The sequence below is a fragment of the Streptomyces sp. MUM 203J genome (assembly GCF_022414595.1).
In the GTDB taxonomy this organism is placed as follows: Bacteria; Actinomycetota; Actinomycetes; order Streptomycetales; family Streptomycetaceae; genus Streptomyces.
In genome coordinates, this window is sequence record NZ_JADWYO010000093.1 from 1 (window position 1) to 15,549 (window position 15,549).

At 70.4% G+C, this 15,549-nt stretch carries 15 protein-coding genes and 4 pseudogenes; 8 read left to right on the forward strand and 11 right to left on the reverse strand.

Annotated features, from left to right (window positions below):
• Positions 1-67: 67 nt before the first annotated feature.
• Positions 68-208: pseudogene (locus I3F58_RS27895) on the reverse strand (MerR family DNA-binding transcriptional regulator); the annotation flags it as partial.
• A gap of 177 nt (positions 209-385) precedes the next feature.
• Between I3F58_RS27895 and I3F58_RS27900 the strand changes: the two are divergent.
• Positions 386-532 (forward strand): annotated as a pseudogene (locus tag I3F58_RS27900) (IS5/IS1182 family transposase); the annotation flags it as partial.
• A gap of 163 nt (positions 533-695) precedes the next feature.
• Here I3F58_RS27900 and I3F58_RS27905 read toward each other — a convergent pair.
• From I3F58_RS27905 to I3F58_RS27930, 6 genes are all read right to left on the reverse strand, one after another.
• On the reverse strand, positions 696-1,730 hold the full coding sequence (locus tag I3F58_RS27905) for a hypothetical protein (protein ID WP_240111490.1): 1,035 nt from the start codon (positions 1,728-1,730) through the stop codon (positions 696-698).
• Between the two features lie 206 nt (positions 1,731-1,936).
• Positions 1,937-2,599, reverse strand: coding sequence for a restriction endonuclease (locus I3F58_RS27910; protein ID WP_240111491.1), 663 nt, complete (start codon positions 2,597-2,599; stop codon positions 1,937-1,939).
• 20 nt (positions 2,600-2,619) lie between these two features.
• Positions 2,620-2,832, reverse strand: coding sequence for a hypothetical protein (locus tag I3F58_RS27915; RefSeq protein ID WP_240111492.1), 213 nt, complete (start codon positions 2,830-2,832; stop codon positions 2,620-2,622).
• 768 nt (positions 2,833-3,600) lie between these two features.
• A complete protein-coding gene (locus tag I3F58_RS27920; protein ID WP_240111493.1) occupies positions 3,601-4,038 on the reverse strand; it encodes a DUF2267 domain-containing protein in 438 nt (145 codons plus the stop codon).
• 65 nt (positions 4,039-4,103) lie between these two features.
• Entirely contained in the window at positions 4,104-4,499 is a 396-nt protein-coding gene (locus I3F58_RS27925; protein WP_240111503.1) for a DUF2267 domain-containing protein, read from the reverse strand.
• A 99-nt stretch (positions 4,500-4,598) separates the two neighbouring features.
• On the reverse strand, positions 4,599-5,030 hold the full coding sequence (locus tag I3F58_RS27930) for an Hsp20/alpha crystallin family protein (RefSeq protein ID WP_240111494.1): 432 nt from the start codon (positions 5,028-5,030) through the stop codon (positions 4,599-4,601).
• Positions 5,031-5,157: 127 nt separating this feature from the next.
• On the opposite strand from I3F58_RS27930, the gene I3F58_RS27935 reads away from it, so the two are divergent.
• A complete protein-coding gene (locus I3F58_RS27935) occupies positions 5,158-5,790 on the forward strand; it encodes a type III effector protein (RefSeq protein WP_240111495.1) in 633 nt (210 codons plus the stop codon).
• Positions 5,791-6,546: 756 nt separating this feature from the next.
• Here I3F58_RS27935 and I3F58_RS27940 read toward each other — a convergent pair.
• Together I3F58_RS27940 and I3F58_RS27945 are read right to left on the reverse strand one after the other, a co-directional pair.
• Positions 6,547-8,010, reverse strand: coding sequence for a DHA2 family efflux MFS transporter permease subunit (locus tag I3F58_RS27940; RefSeq protein ID WP_240111496.1), 1,464 nt, complete (start codon positions 8,008-8,010; stop codon positions 6,547-6,549).
• Between the two features lie 164 nt (positions 8,011-8,174).
• The gene (locus I3F58_RS27945; RefSeq protein ID WP_240111497.1) at positions 8,175-9,779 is read right to left on the reverse strand and encodes an ABC-F family ATP-binding cassette domain-containing protein; all 1,605 of its coding nucleotides are present in this window, start codon (positions 9,777-9,779) and stop codon (positions 8,175-8,177) included.
• A gap of 664 nt (positions 9,780-10,443) precedes the next feature.
• Here I3F58_RS27945 and I3F58_RS27950 point away from each other — a divergent pair.
• The 4 genes from I3F58_RS27950 (at position 10,444) to I3F58_RS27965 (ending at position 12,996) form a co-directional block, all read left to right on the forward strand.
• Positions 10,444-10,725, forward strand: coding sequence for a hypothetical protein (locus I3F58_RS27950; RefSeq protein ID WP_240111498.1), 282 nt, complete (start codon positions 10,444-10,446; stop codon positions 10,723-10,725).
• 85 nt (positions 10,726-10,810) lie between these two features.
• The gene (locus tag I3F58_RS27955) at positions 10,811-11,107 is read left to right on the forward strand and encodes a hypothetical protein (RefSeq protein WP_240111499.1); all 297 of its coding nucleotides are present in this window, start codon (positions 10,811-10,813) and stop codon (positions 11,105-11,107) included.
• 325 nt (positions 11,108-11,432) lie between these two features.
• Positions 11,433-12,404, forward strand: coding sequence for a hypothetical protein (locus I3F58_RS27960; RefSeq protein WP_240111500.1), 972 nt, complete (start codon positions 11,433-11,435; stop codon positions 12,402-12,404).
• A gap of 136 nt (positions 12,405-12,540) precedes the next feature.
• Positions 12,541-12,996: a hypothetical protein gene (locus I3F58_RS27965; RefSeq protein WP_240111501.1), complete on the forward strand. Its 456-nt coding sequence runs from the start codon at positions 12,541-12,543 to the stop codon at positions 12,994-12,996.
• A gap of 124 nt (positions 12,997-13,120) precedes the next feature.
• Here I3F58_RS27965 and I3F58_RS27970 read toward each other — a convergent pair.
• A pseudogene (locus I3F58_RS27970) lies at positions 13,121-14,346 on the reverse strand (IS256 family transposase).
• A 166-nt stretch (positions 14,347-14,512) separates the two neighbouring features.
• Here I3F58_RS27970 and I3F58_RS29510 point away from each other — a divergent pair.
• A complete protein-coding gene (locus tag I3F58_RS29510) occupies positions 14,513-14,635 on the forward strand; it encodes a hypothetical protein (protein ID WP_275679016.1) in 123 nt (40 codons plus the stop codon).
• A 72-nt stretch (positions 14,636-14,707) separates the two neighbouring features.
• On the opposite strand, the gene I3F58_RS27975 is transcribed toward I3F58_RS29510, so the two are convergent.
• Positions 14,708-15,250: an SMI1/KNR4 family protein gene (locus I3F58_RS27975; RefSeq protein ID WP_240111502.1), complete on the reverse strand. Its 543-nt coding sequence runs from the start codon at positions 15,248-15,250 to the stop codon at positions 14,708-14,710.
• Between the two features lie 200 nt (positions 15,251-15,450).
• Here I3F58_RS27975 and I3F58_RS27980 point away from each other — a divergent pair.
• Positions 15,451-15,549, forward strand: a pseudogene (locus tag I3F58_RS27980) (IS5/IS1182 family transposase); the annotation flags it as partial.

Below are 15,549 nucleotides of genomic sequence, written 5' to 3' on the forward strand. Positions count from 1 at the left end.
CGACATCCTTCCCACCTGCCCTGTAGGGCAAGCCAGTTCAGATGTCACCCGATCGTGCATCAGACCCGACCAGGTCAGCCTCACTGTAGAGCCGGTATCCGGCGTGACTGCGGTCACTGGGCGAGAGCAGCCCTGCCTTGTCGTAGTGATGCAGTGTCCGCACCGTCACCCCGGCGAAGGCCGAGACTTGCCCCACGGAGTAGCTCATCCACCTGCCCTTTCGTCGGTACACAGCCTCAAGCCTGACGTAAGGGGAGAGTCAACTCGCGCTCGCTGCGCCTCGGAGGCGAAGACGGAGAATACTCACCGGTCCGCGAGCTACGGCCCATTTGAGCTTTTGGGGTGGCCACCGCACTGGGCCTCACCCCCACCCAGCCAGGCCGTGAACTGGGCGCTGGCCATGACCCACGCCCCGGTCGAGCGCGGCGTTGCCCGCCTCAAGTGCTGGCGGATCTTCCGTCACGCCCGCTGCAGCCCGAACCGCATGACGTCAATTGCCAAAGCCGTACTCACCCTGGAGCGGCACCGCTGAAGAACCTCACTGAAGAAGCAGGGCGCCGGGGCGGGCGGCGGGGAGTTGAGCTGCGACCTCCGCGTCCCGAAGCAACGTGCCGGTGGCATCGGTGTTGGACGGTGGCCCCGGTCGCCCGTGACGCGGTCCCGGCTCCTGCTCCGTCAGCGCCCTCGCGCCGTGCTCACCGTCCTTCCGCCGCCCAGTACGCGGCCCGCACCTCCCCCTCCGCGAAGTCCCGGCGCGGCAGACACAGGCCGAGCGACTCCTCCAAGGCGTGGAAGTACAGCTCGAAGGTGTCCGTCAGCTCGGGATGGTCCAGCTCGGCGCGGCGCACGGCGCGGTTGAGGAAGTCCAGCTCACCGCCCCGCCGGTAGGGGGCCTGGCCCCGCTCGTACCCGATCAGCTCCAGCATGCCCTCGTCGTCGACACGGCGGCCGTCCTTCAGGTAGTCGAAGGTGTAGATGGCCTTCGCCACGGTCGCGGACAGCCACACACTCTCCCGGATCCCGAGCGCCGCGTACGCCTCCTTGTCGGCGAAGGCCCCGGGCGGCGTGTCGTGGTGCAGGAGGAACGTCCATCCGCCTGCCTGGCCGAAGCAGCAGCTCTCCCACTGGCGGTCCCAGTGGGTCCGGCCGCCGTCCGCGGCCTCCAGGTCCTTGAGGCGGGTGCCGGCGTCGAGCTGCGCGGGATCGGCCCCGTACAGCAGGGCCAGCCGCTCGGCGTCGACGGACTGCCCCGGCGCCGCACGACAGAAGGTGAGGTTCGTGTACGGGGCCTGATCGCGCCAGGACTCCGCAATCCAGGCAAGCCCCTCCAGCGGGTCCCGCCCGCACGCCTCCACCGTTCCCGTGTCGTCCAGGGCACCGCTACGGTACCGCCGGCCCCACGCCGGATCGATCTGCTCCAGCGCCTCGGCCGTCTCCTCCACACTGCCGGTACGTCGGCACAGCGCGGCCTCGGCTATCAGGTACAGGGCCAGTTCGAGCTCTCGGGTGGCGAAGACCTCCCGGTAGGCGCCGTGATGGCCGCGCACCGTGCCGGCTCCGTCCAGCAGCAGGCACAGGCCGTCGCCGTGCGTGTCCTCGGCCAGTTCGGCGCAGCGCTCCAGTTCGTCGTCCGAGAGCGCCACGGGCGGCAGTCCGGCCTCGCGGAGGCGGGGGTGTGCGGCGGCCGTCCGGTGCCAGGCTTCCGCGAGGGTCTGCATGGTGATCTTCATGGAGTGAGCCTAGGACCTCCCCACGGATGATCTGCGAGCCGGCAGGTGACGACGAGGCACCGCCCCCGGCGGGGCCGGCCCGTCACCGACCCCCGGCTCTGAGCGGCAGCCGGTCACGTCCCGGAGAGGCCCCGCCGCTGTCCGGGCACGGGCGGTACAGCATGTGCCGTGACACCCGTGCCCGTCGGTGGGCCGGGCGGTGCGTCTCATGCTGCCCGCCGCCAGGGCAGGCGGGAGCGTCTCGCGGGCAGACCGAGCAGTTCGTGCAGGGCCCGGCCCTGGTGCGCCCAGCGGTCCAGCCGGTCACGGTCCACCCACCGCACGCCATGGCGGTCGCCCCAGGCCATGGCGTCGCGGGTGAACAGGCCGTTGGTGACGACGACCGCGTGGTCCGCCCTGTGCGCGGGACCTGCCGTGCCCTTCACCTGGTACATGACCGACGAGCCGACCTTGCCGCCGACGCGGGTGTGCTTGGCCTGCACCACGATCCGCCCGAGGGGTATCAGAACACCGATGACGTCCGCGGCCTGGTCCCCGGCCCGTCCCGCCTTCCTGGCCGCCCACCCGTCGCGGACGAGGAGGTCGCGCAGTGCGTACTCGAACTGCTCGTCGCTCATCGCGTCCAACTCGGGCAAACTGATGCGCAGACGGGCCAGCCTCTCCCTGTCCGCGCGCCGCCGACGGGAGCCCCGTACGAGGAGACCGGACGGCATGACGGCAAGGCCGAGGCCGATCAGGGCCAGCAACGGCCAGGCTGCGGCGGCTTTCGCCAGCAGGTGCGTCGCGGACTGTGCCAGGGCGACCGTGAGCGCGAGGGCAACGGCCGCCGCACCCAGTACGTCTGCGGTGCTGCGCGGTCGCCACCGCACCCTTCGCCGCCGCCGGACCGTCACCGTCCACCCGTCGGCGCGGAGACGGCGGGCGTCGGCACAGGCTGCTGTCCGGCGGCGCCGTCACCGAACCCGAAGACCTGACCCCAGAGCCACACCACCGCACACAGCCCGGCCACGGCCCAGACGCTCAGTCCTTTGGCGGACTTGGGGCTCGGTTTGCGGCGGAGGTGGCTTCGCACGCGGACGTACCCGTCCGGAACCTTCGGCATGGTCCATCCCTCCCCATCGGTCCGCACCGTGCGGACCTCCAGACCGGTTGTAGCGGTGACCACTGACGAAAACTGACGCACCGTCATGATCGTGCGGGAGGCAAGGGTGCAAGTCGGCCATGCTCCCGCGAACGCCGAACCGACCGTGTGGCCCGCCGACCTGCGCCGGGGATTCCCGGCCAGGTTCCGTGCCGCGGAAACGCGGGGCGTACCGAATGGCCGGTTCCCGCGGCGTGCGGTTCGTGGCGACCGCGCCGGGCGCCGCCCGCGGTGAGGTGGAGGTCCGGCGCATGGTCGACCTTCTGCCGCGCGCATGCTTGCCCCGCGGATGCTCTCCGCGGGGCCTCCGTGGAGGTGCTTGACTGTTCGCCTGTCCTCGATCTCACGTCTCCCGGGCAGCGTGCACGTCCGGGTCCGCCCGCCGGAGCACCTCGGACGCGGCGACTCGAAGCCGTCGGCGGTCACGTCGTGGATCGGCCCTGGTACGGACGCCCGGAGTGTCCGCTTGAGGGGCGTTCCCGGCCCATGGACGCACGTACGTGTGCGGCGTGATCCAGGAGGCGCGTCGCTCGGTCACGTCCCGACGGACCACCCAGGTCGGGGAAGTCCGCACGACCCCGGTGGGGACCGTCCGGTCGTCCAGCCGTCCGCTGCCCCGCTCAGGCCGGGGCGGCCGGGATTCCGTGAGGGCCCGCTCCGTAGCGGACGGCGCATGGCGACGTATCACCCGGCCGTGATCCCCCACCGAAGGTCATGTGTCGACAACTTCTAGGCTGCAGTGCTGAGTTCGGCGCGGCCGAACAGCAGCGCGTAGCCGGAGGGAAGCTGGTTCAGGATGCGGGTCAGCAGGTCGGGGCCGGCATGGGCCGCCACGGCGGAGAAGACGGATCCGGCGTCCCAGCGGGTGGTGGCAAGAGATGCGCCCGTGCGGGCGGCGAGGTCCTTGACGAAGGCCCAGCCGGTCAGCGGCTGAATGTCAGGGACCTGGGTGGTGAGGATGCGGGCGGCCTCAAGGGGCAGGCGGGCGGCCAGCTCGACGCGCTCGTCACCCGTCAGCTGGCGTCCCAGCCCCGCGAGGACCATGCGGACGGCCTCCTCGGCCCTCTCGCGGGTGGGATAGGCGCCGTCGTAGCGGACCTTCTCCAGCATCTGCTCGTACGCCCGTGCGTGGGGCTGCTGAAGCGGTACGCGCTGGTCGGACATCACTGCGGTGGTTGCCTTTCTCTCACCGGGGTCGCGGTGACCGGTGTGCGGTCACCGCAGGTACGTGGTCAGGCGGGCTGCGGGCGGCCGAAGAGGAGGTCGTAGCCCGCGGGGAGCTGGAACAGGATCTCCTTGAGGAGTTCGTCGCCGACGGCGTCGGCGGCCGCGGAGAGGACGGCTCCGACGTCCCAGGCCGCCGTCTGTTCGGTGGCTCCCTCGATCCAGGCCGCTGCGGCGCGCACGAACCGCTCCGGAGGCAGCGGCTCGGCGCTCTGCAGCGGGTTGAGGAGGATCAGGGCGAAGTCTTCCGGCAGACGCGCCGCCAGCTGGGCGCGCACCTCCCCGACCAGGTGCGCGCCCAGCAGTGCGAGCACCACGCGGGCCGCACGTTCGGCTTCCCACCGGGTGTCGTATTCGCCGCGTTCCTTCACCTGGTCGAGGAACGCTTCCCGTCGCACCGTCACGTCGGCCACCGCCCTTCCTCGGTCCGTGAGGGTGCGGAGGACGGGTGAGAGGGGGCAGGTACCCGTCCTCCGCCGCTGTCCGGCCTCGGTCCGCCCGGCTCAGCCGGAGATCTGCCTGCGGCCGGCCCCGCCGCCGATGGTGATCTTGCGGGGCTTGGCGCGCTCGGCGATCGGGATGCGCAGGGTGAGTACGCCCGCGTCGTAATCGGCCTGGATGTGCTCGGTGTCGAGGGTGTCGGCGAGCGTGATCTGGCGGGAGAAGACGCCCAGCGGCCGCTCGGACAGTTCCATCTGCACGTCCTCGGCCTTCGCCACGGGACGGCGCTCGGCCTTGACGGTCAGCATGTTCCGTTCGACGTCGATGTCGATCGCGTCCGCGCTCACGCCGGGAAGATCGAAGGCCACGACGTACTCGTCGCCCTCGCGGTAGGCGTCCATCGGCATCGCCGACGGCCGCGACCACGTGCCCGGGCCCATCAGCTGCTGTGCCAGCCGGTCCAGCTCACGGAGAGGGTCAGTGCGCATCAACATCGGGAAACACCTCCAGCGGGTTCAGGCAGTTGCTGCCAATGCGCCTCACTGACACCGTTGTAACATGTCATCCAATGGATGACAAACTCTGTGTCATCCGAACGATGACTACCTGAGGGAGGTGCCCATGACCCCAGCCGACCGGCCGGCACCGTCCAGCACCGACACACACGGCCCGGCGTCCTTCCTCGCCGCAGCAGCAGCCCTTCAAGCCATGGACGACGCCCTGCATGCCGCCCACCACGAGGTTCCCGGGAGCGCCGGGACGCACGATGTCGGCCGGGAACAGGCCCTTGCCTCGCTCCTGCTGCTGCGGCAGGTACGGGAGCAGCTCGCCGGATGGGAAACCGGGCTGATCGAAACCGCCCGCGAGGCGGGTGCCAGCTGGGCGGACCTCGCCCACCCCCTCGGCGTCGCCAGCCGCCAGGCCGCGGAACGGCGCTACCTGCGAAACCGGCCCGGCCCCGCCGGAACCACCGGCGAACAACGTGTCCAGGCGACCCGTGAACGCCGCGCCGCCGAGCGCACCACCGCCACGTGGGCCCGCCGCAACGCGGCCGACCTGCGCCGCGTCGCCGGTCAGATCACCGCTCTCACCGACCTGCCCACCGCGGCCCGCCTCCCGCTCGACCAGCTCCACACGGCCCTCGCCCAGGACGATCCCGCCGAACTCGTCCGCCCCCTCCATGCTGCTCGTCCTCACCTGGTCGCCGCACACCCCGACCTCGCCGCACAACTCGACACCCTCACACCTCCCTGAGCCGCGGCTCCGGACCGGAACCGACTTCGCCCGAGGCGTGGCTGTCACGTTCCGTGGTCTGCGCGGTGCACGTTCTCGTTCACCCCCGGCGACTGATCAACACCGGACTGCCTGACAGCCCTGCTGGATCGCGGTCCGGCATCCGAAGTCAGCCCGCTGAACCTGAGGCCAGGCCCGTGCACAGCAAGCGTGGCACCGGCTGCGGCGTTCCCGGCGGGGCCCGCGCTGGGTGACTTCGCACTGCACACTCGCGGCGCCGCGGACGAACGTCGGCGGCTTCGCGCGCCGGGGTGTGGATCCGCAGCGCAGAGACGCTGCTCAGTACGTGGTCGTCGCCGCTGGTCCTCACGGATTACCGCGCCGTACGGGGCATGGGACGTCTCAGCAGGACCTCCGGCCTCCAGCGCGAGAGCCGCCCGCGCGGCACCGTGTTCGACGATCACGGGCCGCAGGCAGCTGAAGACCGGACCGGCCGGCCTCGGCCTGCGGCCGGGACCCGCCGCCAGGGAGCCTTCGGCTCCCTGCCCGGCGAAGGGCCGCCCGGATTCTGTTCCGCCTGACTCGCCGTCTCGGCCTGGCTGCGGGCCAGGTGGCTCGCTGAGCGTCAGGCCTGATCACTCCGGACGTCCCCGACGCGAAAGCCCCGGCGTTCCGTCTGCTGATGACGGACGAAGCCCGCCTGCTCTCGGAACCTGCGCACCTGCGAGCCGTCCTTCTCGGCCTTCCTGCCGGTGACGTGCCGAGCGAACTCGTGTCTCAGCGGTTCGCCGGTCTGCGGCCGGTGGTCCGTGGCAGGAGACGGCTGACGGCGAAGGCCGCCGTGAGCAGGGCCGCGCTGATCCACATGGTGGTCGCGAAGGCGGGCCCCGCGTCCTGTGCCGCCTGACGGGTGGGGTCGGTCAGACCGTTGAAGTAGAGGGTGCCGAAGAGGGCGACGCCGATCGAGGCGGCGACCTGGACGACCGTGTTGAACAGCCCCGATCCACTGCCCACGTGCTCGGCGGGTACCTCCTGCAGGGTGAGCTGGGCCAGGGGGGCCACGGCCAGTCCGGCTCCGGCCCCGGCGATGAAGACGCCGGGGACGAAGGCGGACCAGTGGGTGGCCGGTGTGGCCGTCTGGGAGGTCACTGCGAGGACGGCCATGCCGGTGGCCATGACGGCGAGGCCGGTCTGGACGGTGGCACGGCCGATGCGCGGCAGCAGGACGGTGGTGCCGAGGGTGGCGAAGGCGGCGTTGGCGACGGGCCAGGCCAGCATGAGCACGCCCACGGTGAGCGGGCTCATGCCCAGGGCGCTCTGAAGGAGCTGGAGGAGGGTGAAGAAGAGGCCCATCATCGGCAGAAAGATCAGGAACTCGGTCAGGAGCCCGCCGGCGACCGAGCGGATGCGGAACAGGGACACCTCCACCAGAGGGGAGCGGGCCTGCTGCGACAGGCGCTGCTGGTAGCGGAGGAAGACCACCAGCACGGCGCTGCCGAGGACGCAGGAGGCGTAGGCCCAGGTGGGCCAGTGGCCCCGGTCGCTCGCGACGGTGAGCGGGTGGAGGATCAGCAGCAGACCGACTCCGGAGAGGGCGACGCCGGGCAGATCGAGGCGGGGGCGGCCGGTGGAGCGGCCTTCGGGCAGGATGCGGGCGGCCGCGAGTACGGCCAGGACCCCCACGGGGACGTTGATCCAGAACACACTGCGCCAGGCCAGGCCGAGCCAGTCGGCCTGGAGCAGCAGGGCGCCGAGGATCGGCCCGAGCGCCGCGGCCAGGCTGGAGAGCGAGGAGAAGGCGGCCATCGCGCCGCCGCGCTCGTGGGGTGCGTAGAGCAGCTGGATCTGGGAGAGGACCTGCGGGATCATCGCCGCGCCGAACACTCCCTGCAGGACGCGGGCGGCGACGAGCAGGTCGGGGGAGGGAGCGGCGCCGCACAGGGCGGAGGCGGCGGTGAAGCCGGCCATGCCGATGAGGAAGACGCGTTTGTAGCCGTACAGGTCGCCCAGGCGGGCGCCGGTGACGACGCCGAGTGCGAAGGCCAGGGTGTAGCCGGCCAGTACCCACTCCAACTGGGCGGGCGAGGCCCCGAGGTCGGTGCGGATGGCCGGCAGGGCGATGGTGGCGATGGTCGCGTCCAGCAGGTCCATGAACGCGGCGAGCAGCACGATCAGCAGAGTGAGCGTGCGCCGACGGCCGGTGGGAAACGTCACGGCCGACGTACCGGTCGCAGTGGACAAGGCGGTGTCCTTCGCTTCAGAGGGAAAGATCAACGGGATGGGCGGCCGTCCCACAGTGCATGGAGACGGCCGCGAGGTGGTGGAGCGGCCCACAGGCGTGCCGCTCCACCACCCGGCCGGGCAGGGACCCGTGAGGTCCGTCCGGCCGAGGGGAGACGCGAACCTCAGGCGAGGGCGACCAGGCCCCGGTACTCCTCGCTCCACAGGTCCTCGTCCGCGTCCGGCAGCAGCAGGACCCGGTCGGGGCGCAGCGCGTCGATGGCCCCCTCGTCGTGCGTGACCATCACGATCGCCCCCGGGTACGAACCGACCGCGGCCAGGACCTCGCTGCGGGAGGCGGGGTCGAGGTTGTTGGTCGGCTCGTCCAGCAGCAGCACGTTCGCCCCGGAATGCACCAGCCCGGCCAGCGCCAGACGGGTCTTCTCGCCACCGGAGAGCACCCCGGCCCGCTTGTCGGCGTCGTCCCCGGAGAGCAGGAACGCGCCCAGCACGCGCCGGACCTCACCGTCGCTCAGGTGCGGCGCCGCCGCGGACAGGTTCTGCCGGACCGTACGGTCCCGGGCGAGGGTGTCGTGTTCCTGGGCGAAGTAGCCCAGACGCAGCCCGTGTCCGTGCACCACGCGCCCGGAATCGGGCACTTCCGCACCGGCCAGGACGCGCAGCAAGGTCGTCTTGCCCGCACCGTTGAGCCCGAGGATCACCAGCCGGCTGCCGCGGTCCACGGCCAGATCCACCCCGGTGAGGACCGGGCGGCCGCCGTAGGACTTGGCCAGGCTCACCGCGCCCAGCGGCATCCGCCCGCACGGGGCCGGATCGGGCAGGGAGATCTTGGCGACCTGCTCGGAACGCCGCACCGGTTCGCTCTCGGCCAGCATCCGGTCGGCGCGCCGGGCCATGCTGCGGGCCATCACGGCCGTCGCCGAGCGGGCCTTCATCTTGTCGGCCTGCGCGCGCAGTGCGGCGGCCTTGCGCTCGACGCTCGCCCGCTCGCGGGCACGGCGGCGTTCTTCGGTCTCCCGCTGGGTGAGGTAGCGGTCCCAGCCGGTGTTGTGGACGTCGATCGTGGTGCGGGTGGCGTCCAGCAGGAAGACCCGGTTGGCGACGGCGGCCAGCAGGGAGGTGTCGTGGCTGATCACCACCAGGCCGCCGGTGTGGGCCTGGAGGAAGGCGCGCAGCCAGGCTGCCGAGTCGGCGTCCAGGTGGTTGGTCGGCTCGTCCAGCAGCAGGACGCCCCGCGGCCCGCCGAAGAGGACACGCGCCAGCTCCACCCGCCGGCGTTGCCCGCCGGACAGTGCGGCCACCGGTTCGCCCAGGACCCGGTCCGGGAGCCCGAGTCCGGCCGCCACACGCGCCGCCTCCGCCTCGGCGGCGTACCCGCCGCCGGCCTGGAAGGCCGCCTCGGCCCGGCTGTAGGCGCTCATCGCCCGCTCCAGCGCTGCGGGCGAGGCCGCGTCGGCCATCGCGGCCTCGGCCGCCCGCAGCCGGTGCAGAGCCCGGTCGAGGCCGCGGGCGGACAGGATCCGTTCGGTGACGCCGACCCGAGGGTCGGCTGCCCGGGAGTCCTGCGCGAGGTAGCCGACGGGGCCGGTGTGCGTGATGGCGCCCGCGGCGGGCTTGGCCTGCCCGGCGAGGGTGTTCATGAGGGTGGTCTTGCCCGCGCCGTTGCGGCCGACCAGGCCGATGCGGTCACCGGGCGAGACGGTGAAGGAGATGTCGGAGAGCAGCAGGCGGGCGCCCGCACGCAGTTCGACACCACGAACGGTGATCATGGGATGACACTCCGAGAAAGCAAAAGGACACACTTCTGGCGTGGAAGCGGGTCCTCAGCTAGGAAACTCGGGGCGTAGACATGCGTCCACCGTACCCGACGCCCCCGCGCCCGGCGCGCCTGATCTTCCTCGTGGGACTGGAGGTCGCGGGCACAGCCGGCCGACAGGGCCTGGCCCGGTGTCCCGGGCGGCAGCGAGGGCGATGGGGCTCGGGAAGCGGTGAGCAGTGCGCATCCTGCAGAGGGCAGGCCGGGTGGGCTGGTGTGCGCGGGTGCCGGGGCGCGCATGCTGGTCGGGGGCGGACGGCTCCCGGCAAGTCCTTGGGCCAAGCGGGCTGCTTCGTGGTTCCTCAGGACCGGCAGGGCCCTCGTCGGCGCGGTCTCACCCTTTGGGCCGGTGCGGACCTCGCCGGGCGGGCGTCAGTTCTTCAGGTACGCGAAGCCAGCCGCGCCGGGCGGCGGATCAACCCCTTGATCGACCACAGCCGACTCCACGGGTCCGCTCACCCGTCTGCGCCGGAGAGCGACCGCCGGATTCGGCCATGCGCGCCGGCGCGCCCGGTCCGCGCCTCACCCGCCTGCCGACCAGGCGTGGCGGCGCCTGCCCGCTGTGCGCAGGCTGACCGTAGACCGTCGTCAACGTATGCGAGAGAAAGGAGTCCGATATGGCGATTCTTGTGCACAACCAGGGAGCCGACTGGAACGAGCAGCTCTATCGCGCGACGTTCGACCGGGCGATCCCCGACCCCCAGAACCCGCCCGCGGGGCTGATCGCCCATGTCGCAGGCCCGCGAGAGCAGGGCGGCTGGCAGGTCGTCGATGTGTGGGAGTCCGAGGAGAAGTTCCGCGCGTTCCTGGAGGGCGCCGTCTATCCGGCGGTCAAGGAACTGGGGGCCCCGCCCTTCGACACCACGGTGACCGAAGTGCGGAACTCCCTGATTCCGTAGGCCGACAGGCCTGACAGGCCCGTCGGGTCTGTCAGGCAGCGCGGCGGAGGCGCAGTCCGCGACCGTCAGTGCCGGGCCTCCCCGGGTGAGCACCACACCTCGGAAGAACGCCGTTCTCCCCTTCTGCGCCACCGGCATCGGCGCCACGCGCAGCTCCGCCCTCGGCATGGGCGGCATCCTCGCCCTCGGCCGGCCGCTGCCCGTATCGGTGCTGTGGAACGCCGCGCAGCACGACGAATCGGAACACGTGGTCCCGGTCGTTCTGCGAGCCTGCTCCCGTGGAGGTCAAGGGCTGAAGCAAAACCGTTCGTCCTTGACCGACGCCACGCACACGCGCGCTCTGTCCGGTCGGCTGGCCATGGTCATCGGCGTCGTGAGATAGCCGAGGGTATCGGCCTCCTCCGTCGCTCGCACGACCTTGGGGCGGGCGCCGGGATGCGTCAGCTCGACCCGGTCACCGAGCCGCAGCCGCAACGCCCGTGCCCACACCGCGCGACACGTCCTGTGCCAAAGGGCGGATGCTACCCGAGCGACACACTGCTCCGTCCCATCTCCCTGCCATCCCTGGCGACGTCTCAGCAGGTCAGAGCGTGGGACGTGTCGTGGGACACCAGGGATATGGCTGACAGGACATGGTCGAAGTCATGCGGGACGCGGGGCCGGCATCCCCGGCCCGGGGGCGTCATCAGGAGAGAGGAGAGATTCAGGTGTCCTGGAAGGTGTGCACGAGGCGGGCACTCGCTGTCGGGGTCGCCGGCGCGACCGTCGCCGGGCTTGCTGTGACGGGCTGCGCGGATACCGGCAACCCGTCCGGACCCGTACGGCCGCGTTCGCACGCCGCTTCCGGGAACGCCCCGAACCAGGACCGCGCCCCCCAGGGCCGTGAGCTCGACGACTCCGAGCGGATCCTGCTCCAGCGGGCTGAACAGACACTGGTCAAGAGGTGCATGGAGAAAGCAGGTTTCACGTACTGGGTGGGGCCGCTTCCGACCGTCGACGACCTCAAGGGCGGTGGATACGTACTGACCGACGTCGAGTGGGCCAGGAAACACGGCTACGGCAGCCGGCTTGACGAGAAGGCACAGGCCGCGCAGCGCAACGACCGGAACCACGCCTACGCGAACGCCCTGCCGCGGCAGGAGTACGTCCGCTACAGCAGAACACTGGAAGGCGGGCCGTCGAGCAAGATGCTGACGGTCGAGCTGCCCACGGGTGACATCATCCGGACACCACGCGAAAGCTGCCTGGCCGATGCCAAGGGAAGGCTCTACGGCGACTTCGCGACCTGGTTCCGGGCCGAGAAGATCGCCACGAACGTCAACTCCCTGTACGTGGCGCATCTCATCGGGGACAAACGCTTTGTGAGCGCCCTCGCGGACTGGTCCACCTGTATGCGCGAGGCAGGCCACGACTACGAGGACCCGACGGAGGTCCGCGAGCGACTGCCCGGCCTCACCGAGGACATGACCAACGAGAAAGCGTTCGCGGCCGAAGTGCAACTGGCGGTCGCTGAAGCCACCTGCGCCACCGAGACCCCGCTGGCCGACACCGCACGCGCACTCGAATCCGAGTACCGCGCCAAGAAGCTGGGGCCCTACCGGGAGGACATCGCCACCCACCGGCGCATGAGCCACGCCGCGCTGAGCCGTGCCGGGGACATCACCGGCGCCACGACCTGACGGCACTTCCGGACGAGTCGGCTCACCACGCCCACCCGGCTCTCCGAGCCCCCGGCGACACAGACTTCCGCGGCATCACGTCACGGAACGTTCCACACGCAACCGACAGCACAACGACAACAAGGAGTAATCCACCATGCGCAAGATTCTGGCGGCGGCCGCCACCCTCGGCGTCGCGAGCCTCGGCGTGATCGTCCCCGCGACCGGCGCGCAGGCGGCGTCCGCGGCCTGCGACCGCGCCTGGCAGGACGGCGGTTCCGGATACCTCTTCGCCTACAACCACACCCACTGTTCCGGCTACCTCGGCAAGGCCTCGGGGAACGACTCGGACTGGGGCGACTCGGCCGGCGGCTTCCGTGGCTCCGACGACAACAGGGCGTCGTCGGTCGTGCACAAGGGGACCTCCGGCATGGCCGTCAAGTTCTACTCGGTCAAGGGCTACAAGGGCGGGCACACCTGCCTCAAGAAGTCCGAGTACTACATGAGCAGCCTCTACGGCCACAGGTTCACCAGCAGCTCCAGCGTGAACGACAACATCAGCTCCCACAAGTGGGTCTGGGAGTCGGCGTGCAGCAAGTTCCTGGACTCCTGATCTGACTGCCCCGCACGGGGTACCCCCGGGCCCGGCCCACCGGGTGGGGCACGGGGCCTCGACCTGGAACCCTGGACACAGGGCGGGTCTGTCAAACGAGCGCTGTATTTGGGGTTGTTGAGGGCTACTGACGTGCTGCGGAGAGCCGGCCGTCGAAGGTGATGTCGAAGGCGTTCAAGGCTGTCTTCCAGCGCATGGTCCAGCGGGCCTGGCCCTTGCCGGTCGGGTCGAGCGACATGATCGCCATGTAGACGCACTTCAAGGCGGCTTGCTCGTTCGGGAAGTGGCCGCGGGCCTTGACCGCCCGGCGGATCCGCGCGTTGACGGACTCGATGGCGTTCGTGGTGCAGACGATGTGGCGGATCTCGGTGTCGAAGCGGAGGAACGGGGTGAACTCCTCCCAGGCGTTCTCCCAGAGCCGCACGATTGCCGGATACTTCTTGCCCCACGTGTCGGCGAACTCGGCGAACCGGTCAAGGGCCGCGTCCTCGGTCGCCGCGGTGTAGACGGGCTTGAGGAGTTTGGCGATCTTGTCCCAGTCCTGGCGGGCGGCATAGCGGAAGGAGTTCCGCAGCAGGTGGACCACGCAGGTCTGCACGATCGTCTTCGGCCAGACGGTCTCGACCGCGTCGGGCAGCCCCTTCAGTCCGTCGCGGACCAGCATGAGGACGTCGTTCACGCCGCGGTTCTTGATCTCGGTGAGGATGTGCATCCAGTGCTTGGCACCCTCGCCGCCGTCGCCGGCCCACAGCCCGGGGATGTCCCGTCGGCCCTCGGTCGTGACGGCCAGGGCCACGTAGACGGGCCGGTTCGCCACGGCGCCGTCGCGGATCTTCACGTGGATCGCGTCATGAAGACCACCGGATAGACCGCGTCCAGGGGCCGGTTGTGCCACTCGGCCATGCCGTCGAGGACCTTGTCCGTGATCGTGGAGATCGTCTGACGCGACACCTCGGCGCCATAGACCTCGGACAGGTGGGCCTGGACCTCACCGGTCGTCAGGCCCTTCGCGGCGAGCGAGATGACCATCTCGTCGACGCCGGAAAGGCGTTTCTGCCGCTTCTTGACGATCTTCGGCTCGAAGGAGCCCTCGCGGTCGCGGGGCACGGATATCTCCACCGGGCCGACATCGGTCAGCACGGTCTTGGCCCGGGTGCCGTTGCGCGAGTTGCCGCCGTTCTTCCCGGCGGGATCGTGCTTGTCATAGCCGAGGTGGTCGGTGATCTCGCCCTCGAGAGCGGACTCCAGAAGCCGCTTGGTCAGCTGCTGGAGCAGCCCGCCCTCGCCGGTCAGCCGCAGGCCCTCGGCCTGAGCCCGACTCACGAGCTCGTCGATCAGCCGGTCGTCCATGGACGTCGGCACCACAGCCTCAGACGGCTCGACGGTCTCGGCCTCGGTCACGTTGTTGCTGGTCATCGATGCATCTTCCATGATCGGGAGTTACACCGAACGTTTTACAGTCCCGCGCCCGGACGCCCCGGCACCGACGTGGAAGGAGCTCTGTGGCTGGTCCTCGATGTCGAACTGGCAGAACACCCAGTCGATGCGGCCGTTCGGTGACGTCATCAAGGATCAGCGCCTGATGGAGGACGACGACTACTGGGTCGACCTGGACGGATTCACCGCACCCACTCCGTAACCGGACCATGAGAAGTGCCCCCCGGCCGTTCCTCGGTTCCTGGGGGGCACGTCCGTTCACGACCTCGCGGCCTCACGACCAGACAAGTCGCCCATCGACAACGGAACAGACCGGATAGTCCCCCGCACCGACCCTCGTCAGCATCTCCGCCAAGGAGTCGAAGTAGTCAGCCAATGACGCGTACTCGCCGGTGACCGTGGGCCCACCCACGAACCATCTGCCGATACGACCGTCCCTCGCGTCGATGAACTGTCCCATCCAGCCGTCCTGATCCGACTGGAACGGGATCCACTCCTCGCGCCATTCGCCCCCACCGGACAAGGGGTGATTCGCGTAGAGCTTCTCCATCGCCCGGATGCCCAGAAAGAAGCTCCCCTCGTCCGGGAACCCGTCGTAACCGCAGCAGGCCACGTCGTCGTCCACATCGTCCTCGGGAAGATCCAGGTTGTTCTGCAGCAGCCACGCCCGCAGTTCCTGAGGCAATGAGACACCCATGCGCTCCTCGGCGGCCGCGAGCATCCGCTCCGTGGCCGGGCCGGGCAGGTCCGCGTGATCGGCCGGAGCATGCTCCCGGAGGAGATTCATTACGCGGGACCAGCTCTCCACCGCACTCATTCCCCGCTGCCCCTCTCTGCACGGATTCGCTATGCCACTCAACGGGCTTACCTACTGTAGCTGGATAGCACGGCGGGCCGGTCGAAGCGCCCTCGGGCTGCTGGAGCCTACGCTCTGAATCGCCCCGGGGTTGATGGACCGGCCCTCCTCCGGCAAAGGGCTGTCCCGCAACTGCTGGTCACAGATGAGATGATCTTGCTGTGGCTGGTGTGATCACGGCGTCGGAGCCGTCTGGATAGCCCCGTTCACCGGGCTGAGCCCTCGCAACTTCGGCAAGCTCGTGACGGTTCTGCGGCGCG

Coding starts and splice junctions, on each gene's coding strand:
- I3F58_RS27965 (WP_240111501.1), top strand. CDS start 12,541: ATGCGCAAGATTCTGGCGGCGGCCGCCACCCTCGGCGTCGCGAGCCTC.
- I3F58_RS27950 (WP_240111498.1), top strand. CDS start 10,444: ATGGCGATTCTTGTGCACAACCAGGGAGCCGACTGGAACGAGCAGCTC.
- I3F58_RS27945 (WP_240111497.1), bottom strand. CDS start 9,779: ATGATCACCGTTCGTGGTGTCGAACTGCGTGCGGGCGCCCGCCTGCTG.
- I3F58_RS27905 (WP_240111490.1), bottom strand. CDS start 1,730: ATGAAGATCACCATGCAGACCCTCGCGGAAGCCTGGCACCGGACGGCC.
- I3F58_RS29510 (WP_275679016.1), top strand. CDS start 14,513: ATGTCGAACTGGCAGAACACCCAGTCGATGCGGCCGTTCGGTGACGTC.
- I3F58_RS27930 (WP_240111494.1), bottom strand. CDS start 5,030: ATGTTGATGCGCACTGACCCTCTCCGTGAGCTGGACCGGCTGGCACAG.
- I3F58_RS27975 (WP_240111502.1), bottom strand. CDS start 15,250: ATGAGTGCGGTGGAGAGCTGGTCCCGCGTAATGAATCTCCTCCGGGAG.
- I3F58_RS27915 (WP_240111492.1), bottom strand. CDS start 2,832: ATGCCGAAGGTTCCGGACGGGTACGTCCGCGTGCGAAGCCACCTCCGC.
- I3F58_RS27935 (WP_240111495.1), top strand. CDS start 5,158: ATGACCCCAGCCGACCGGCCGGCACCGTCCAGCACCGACACACACGGC.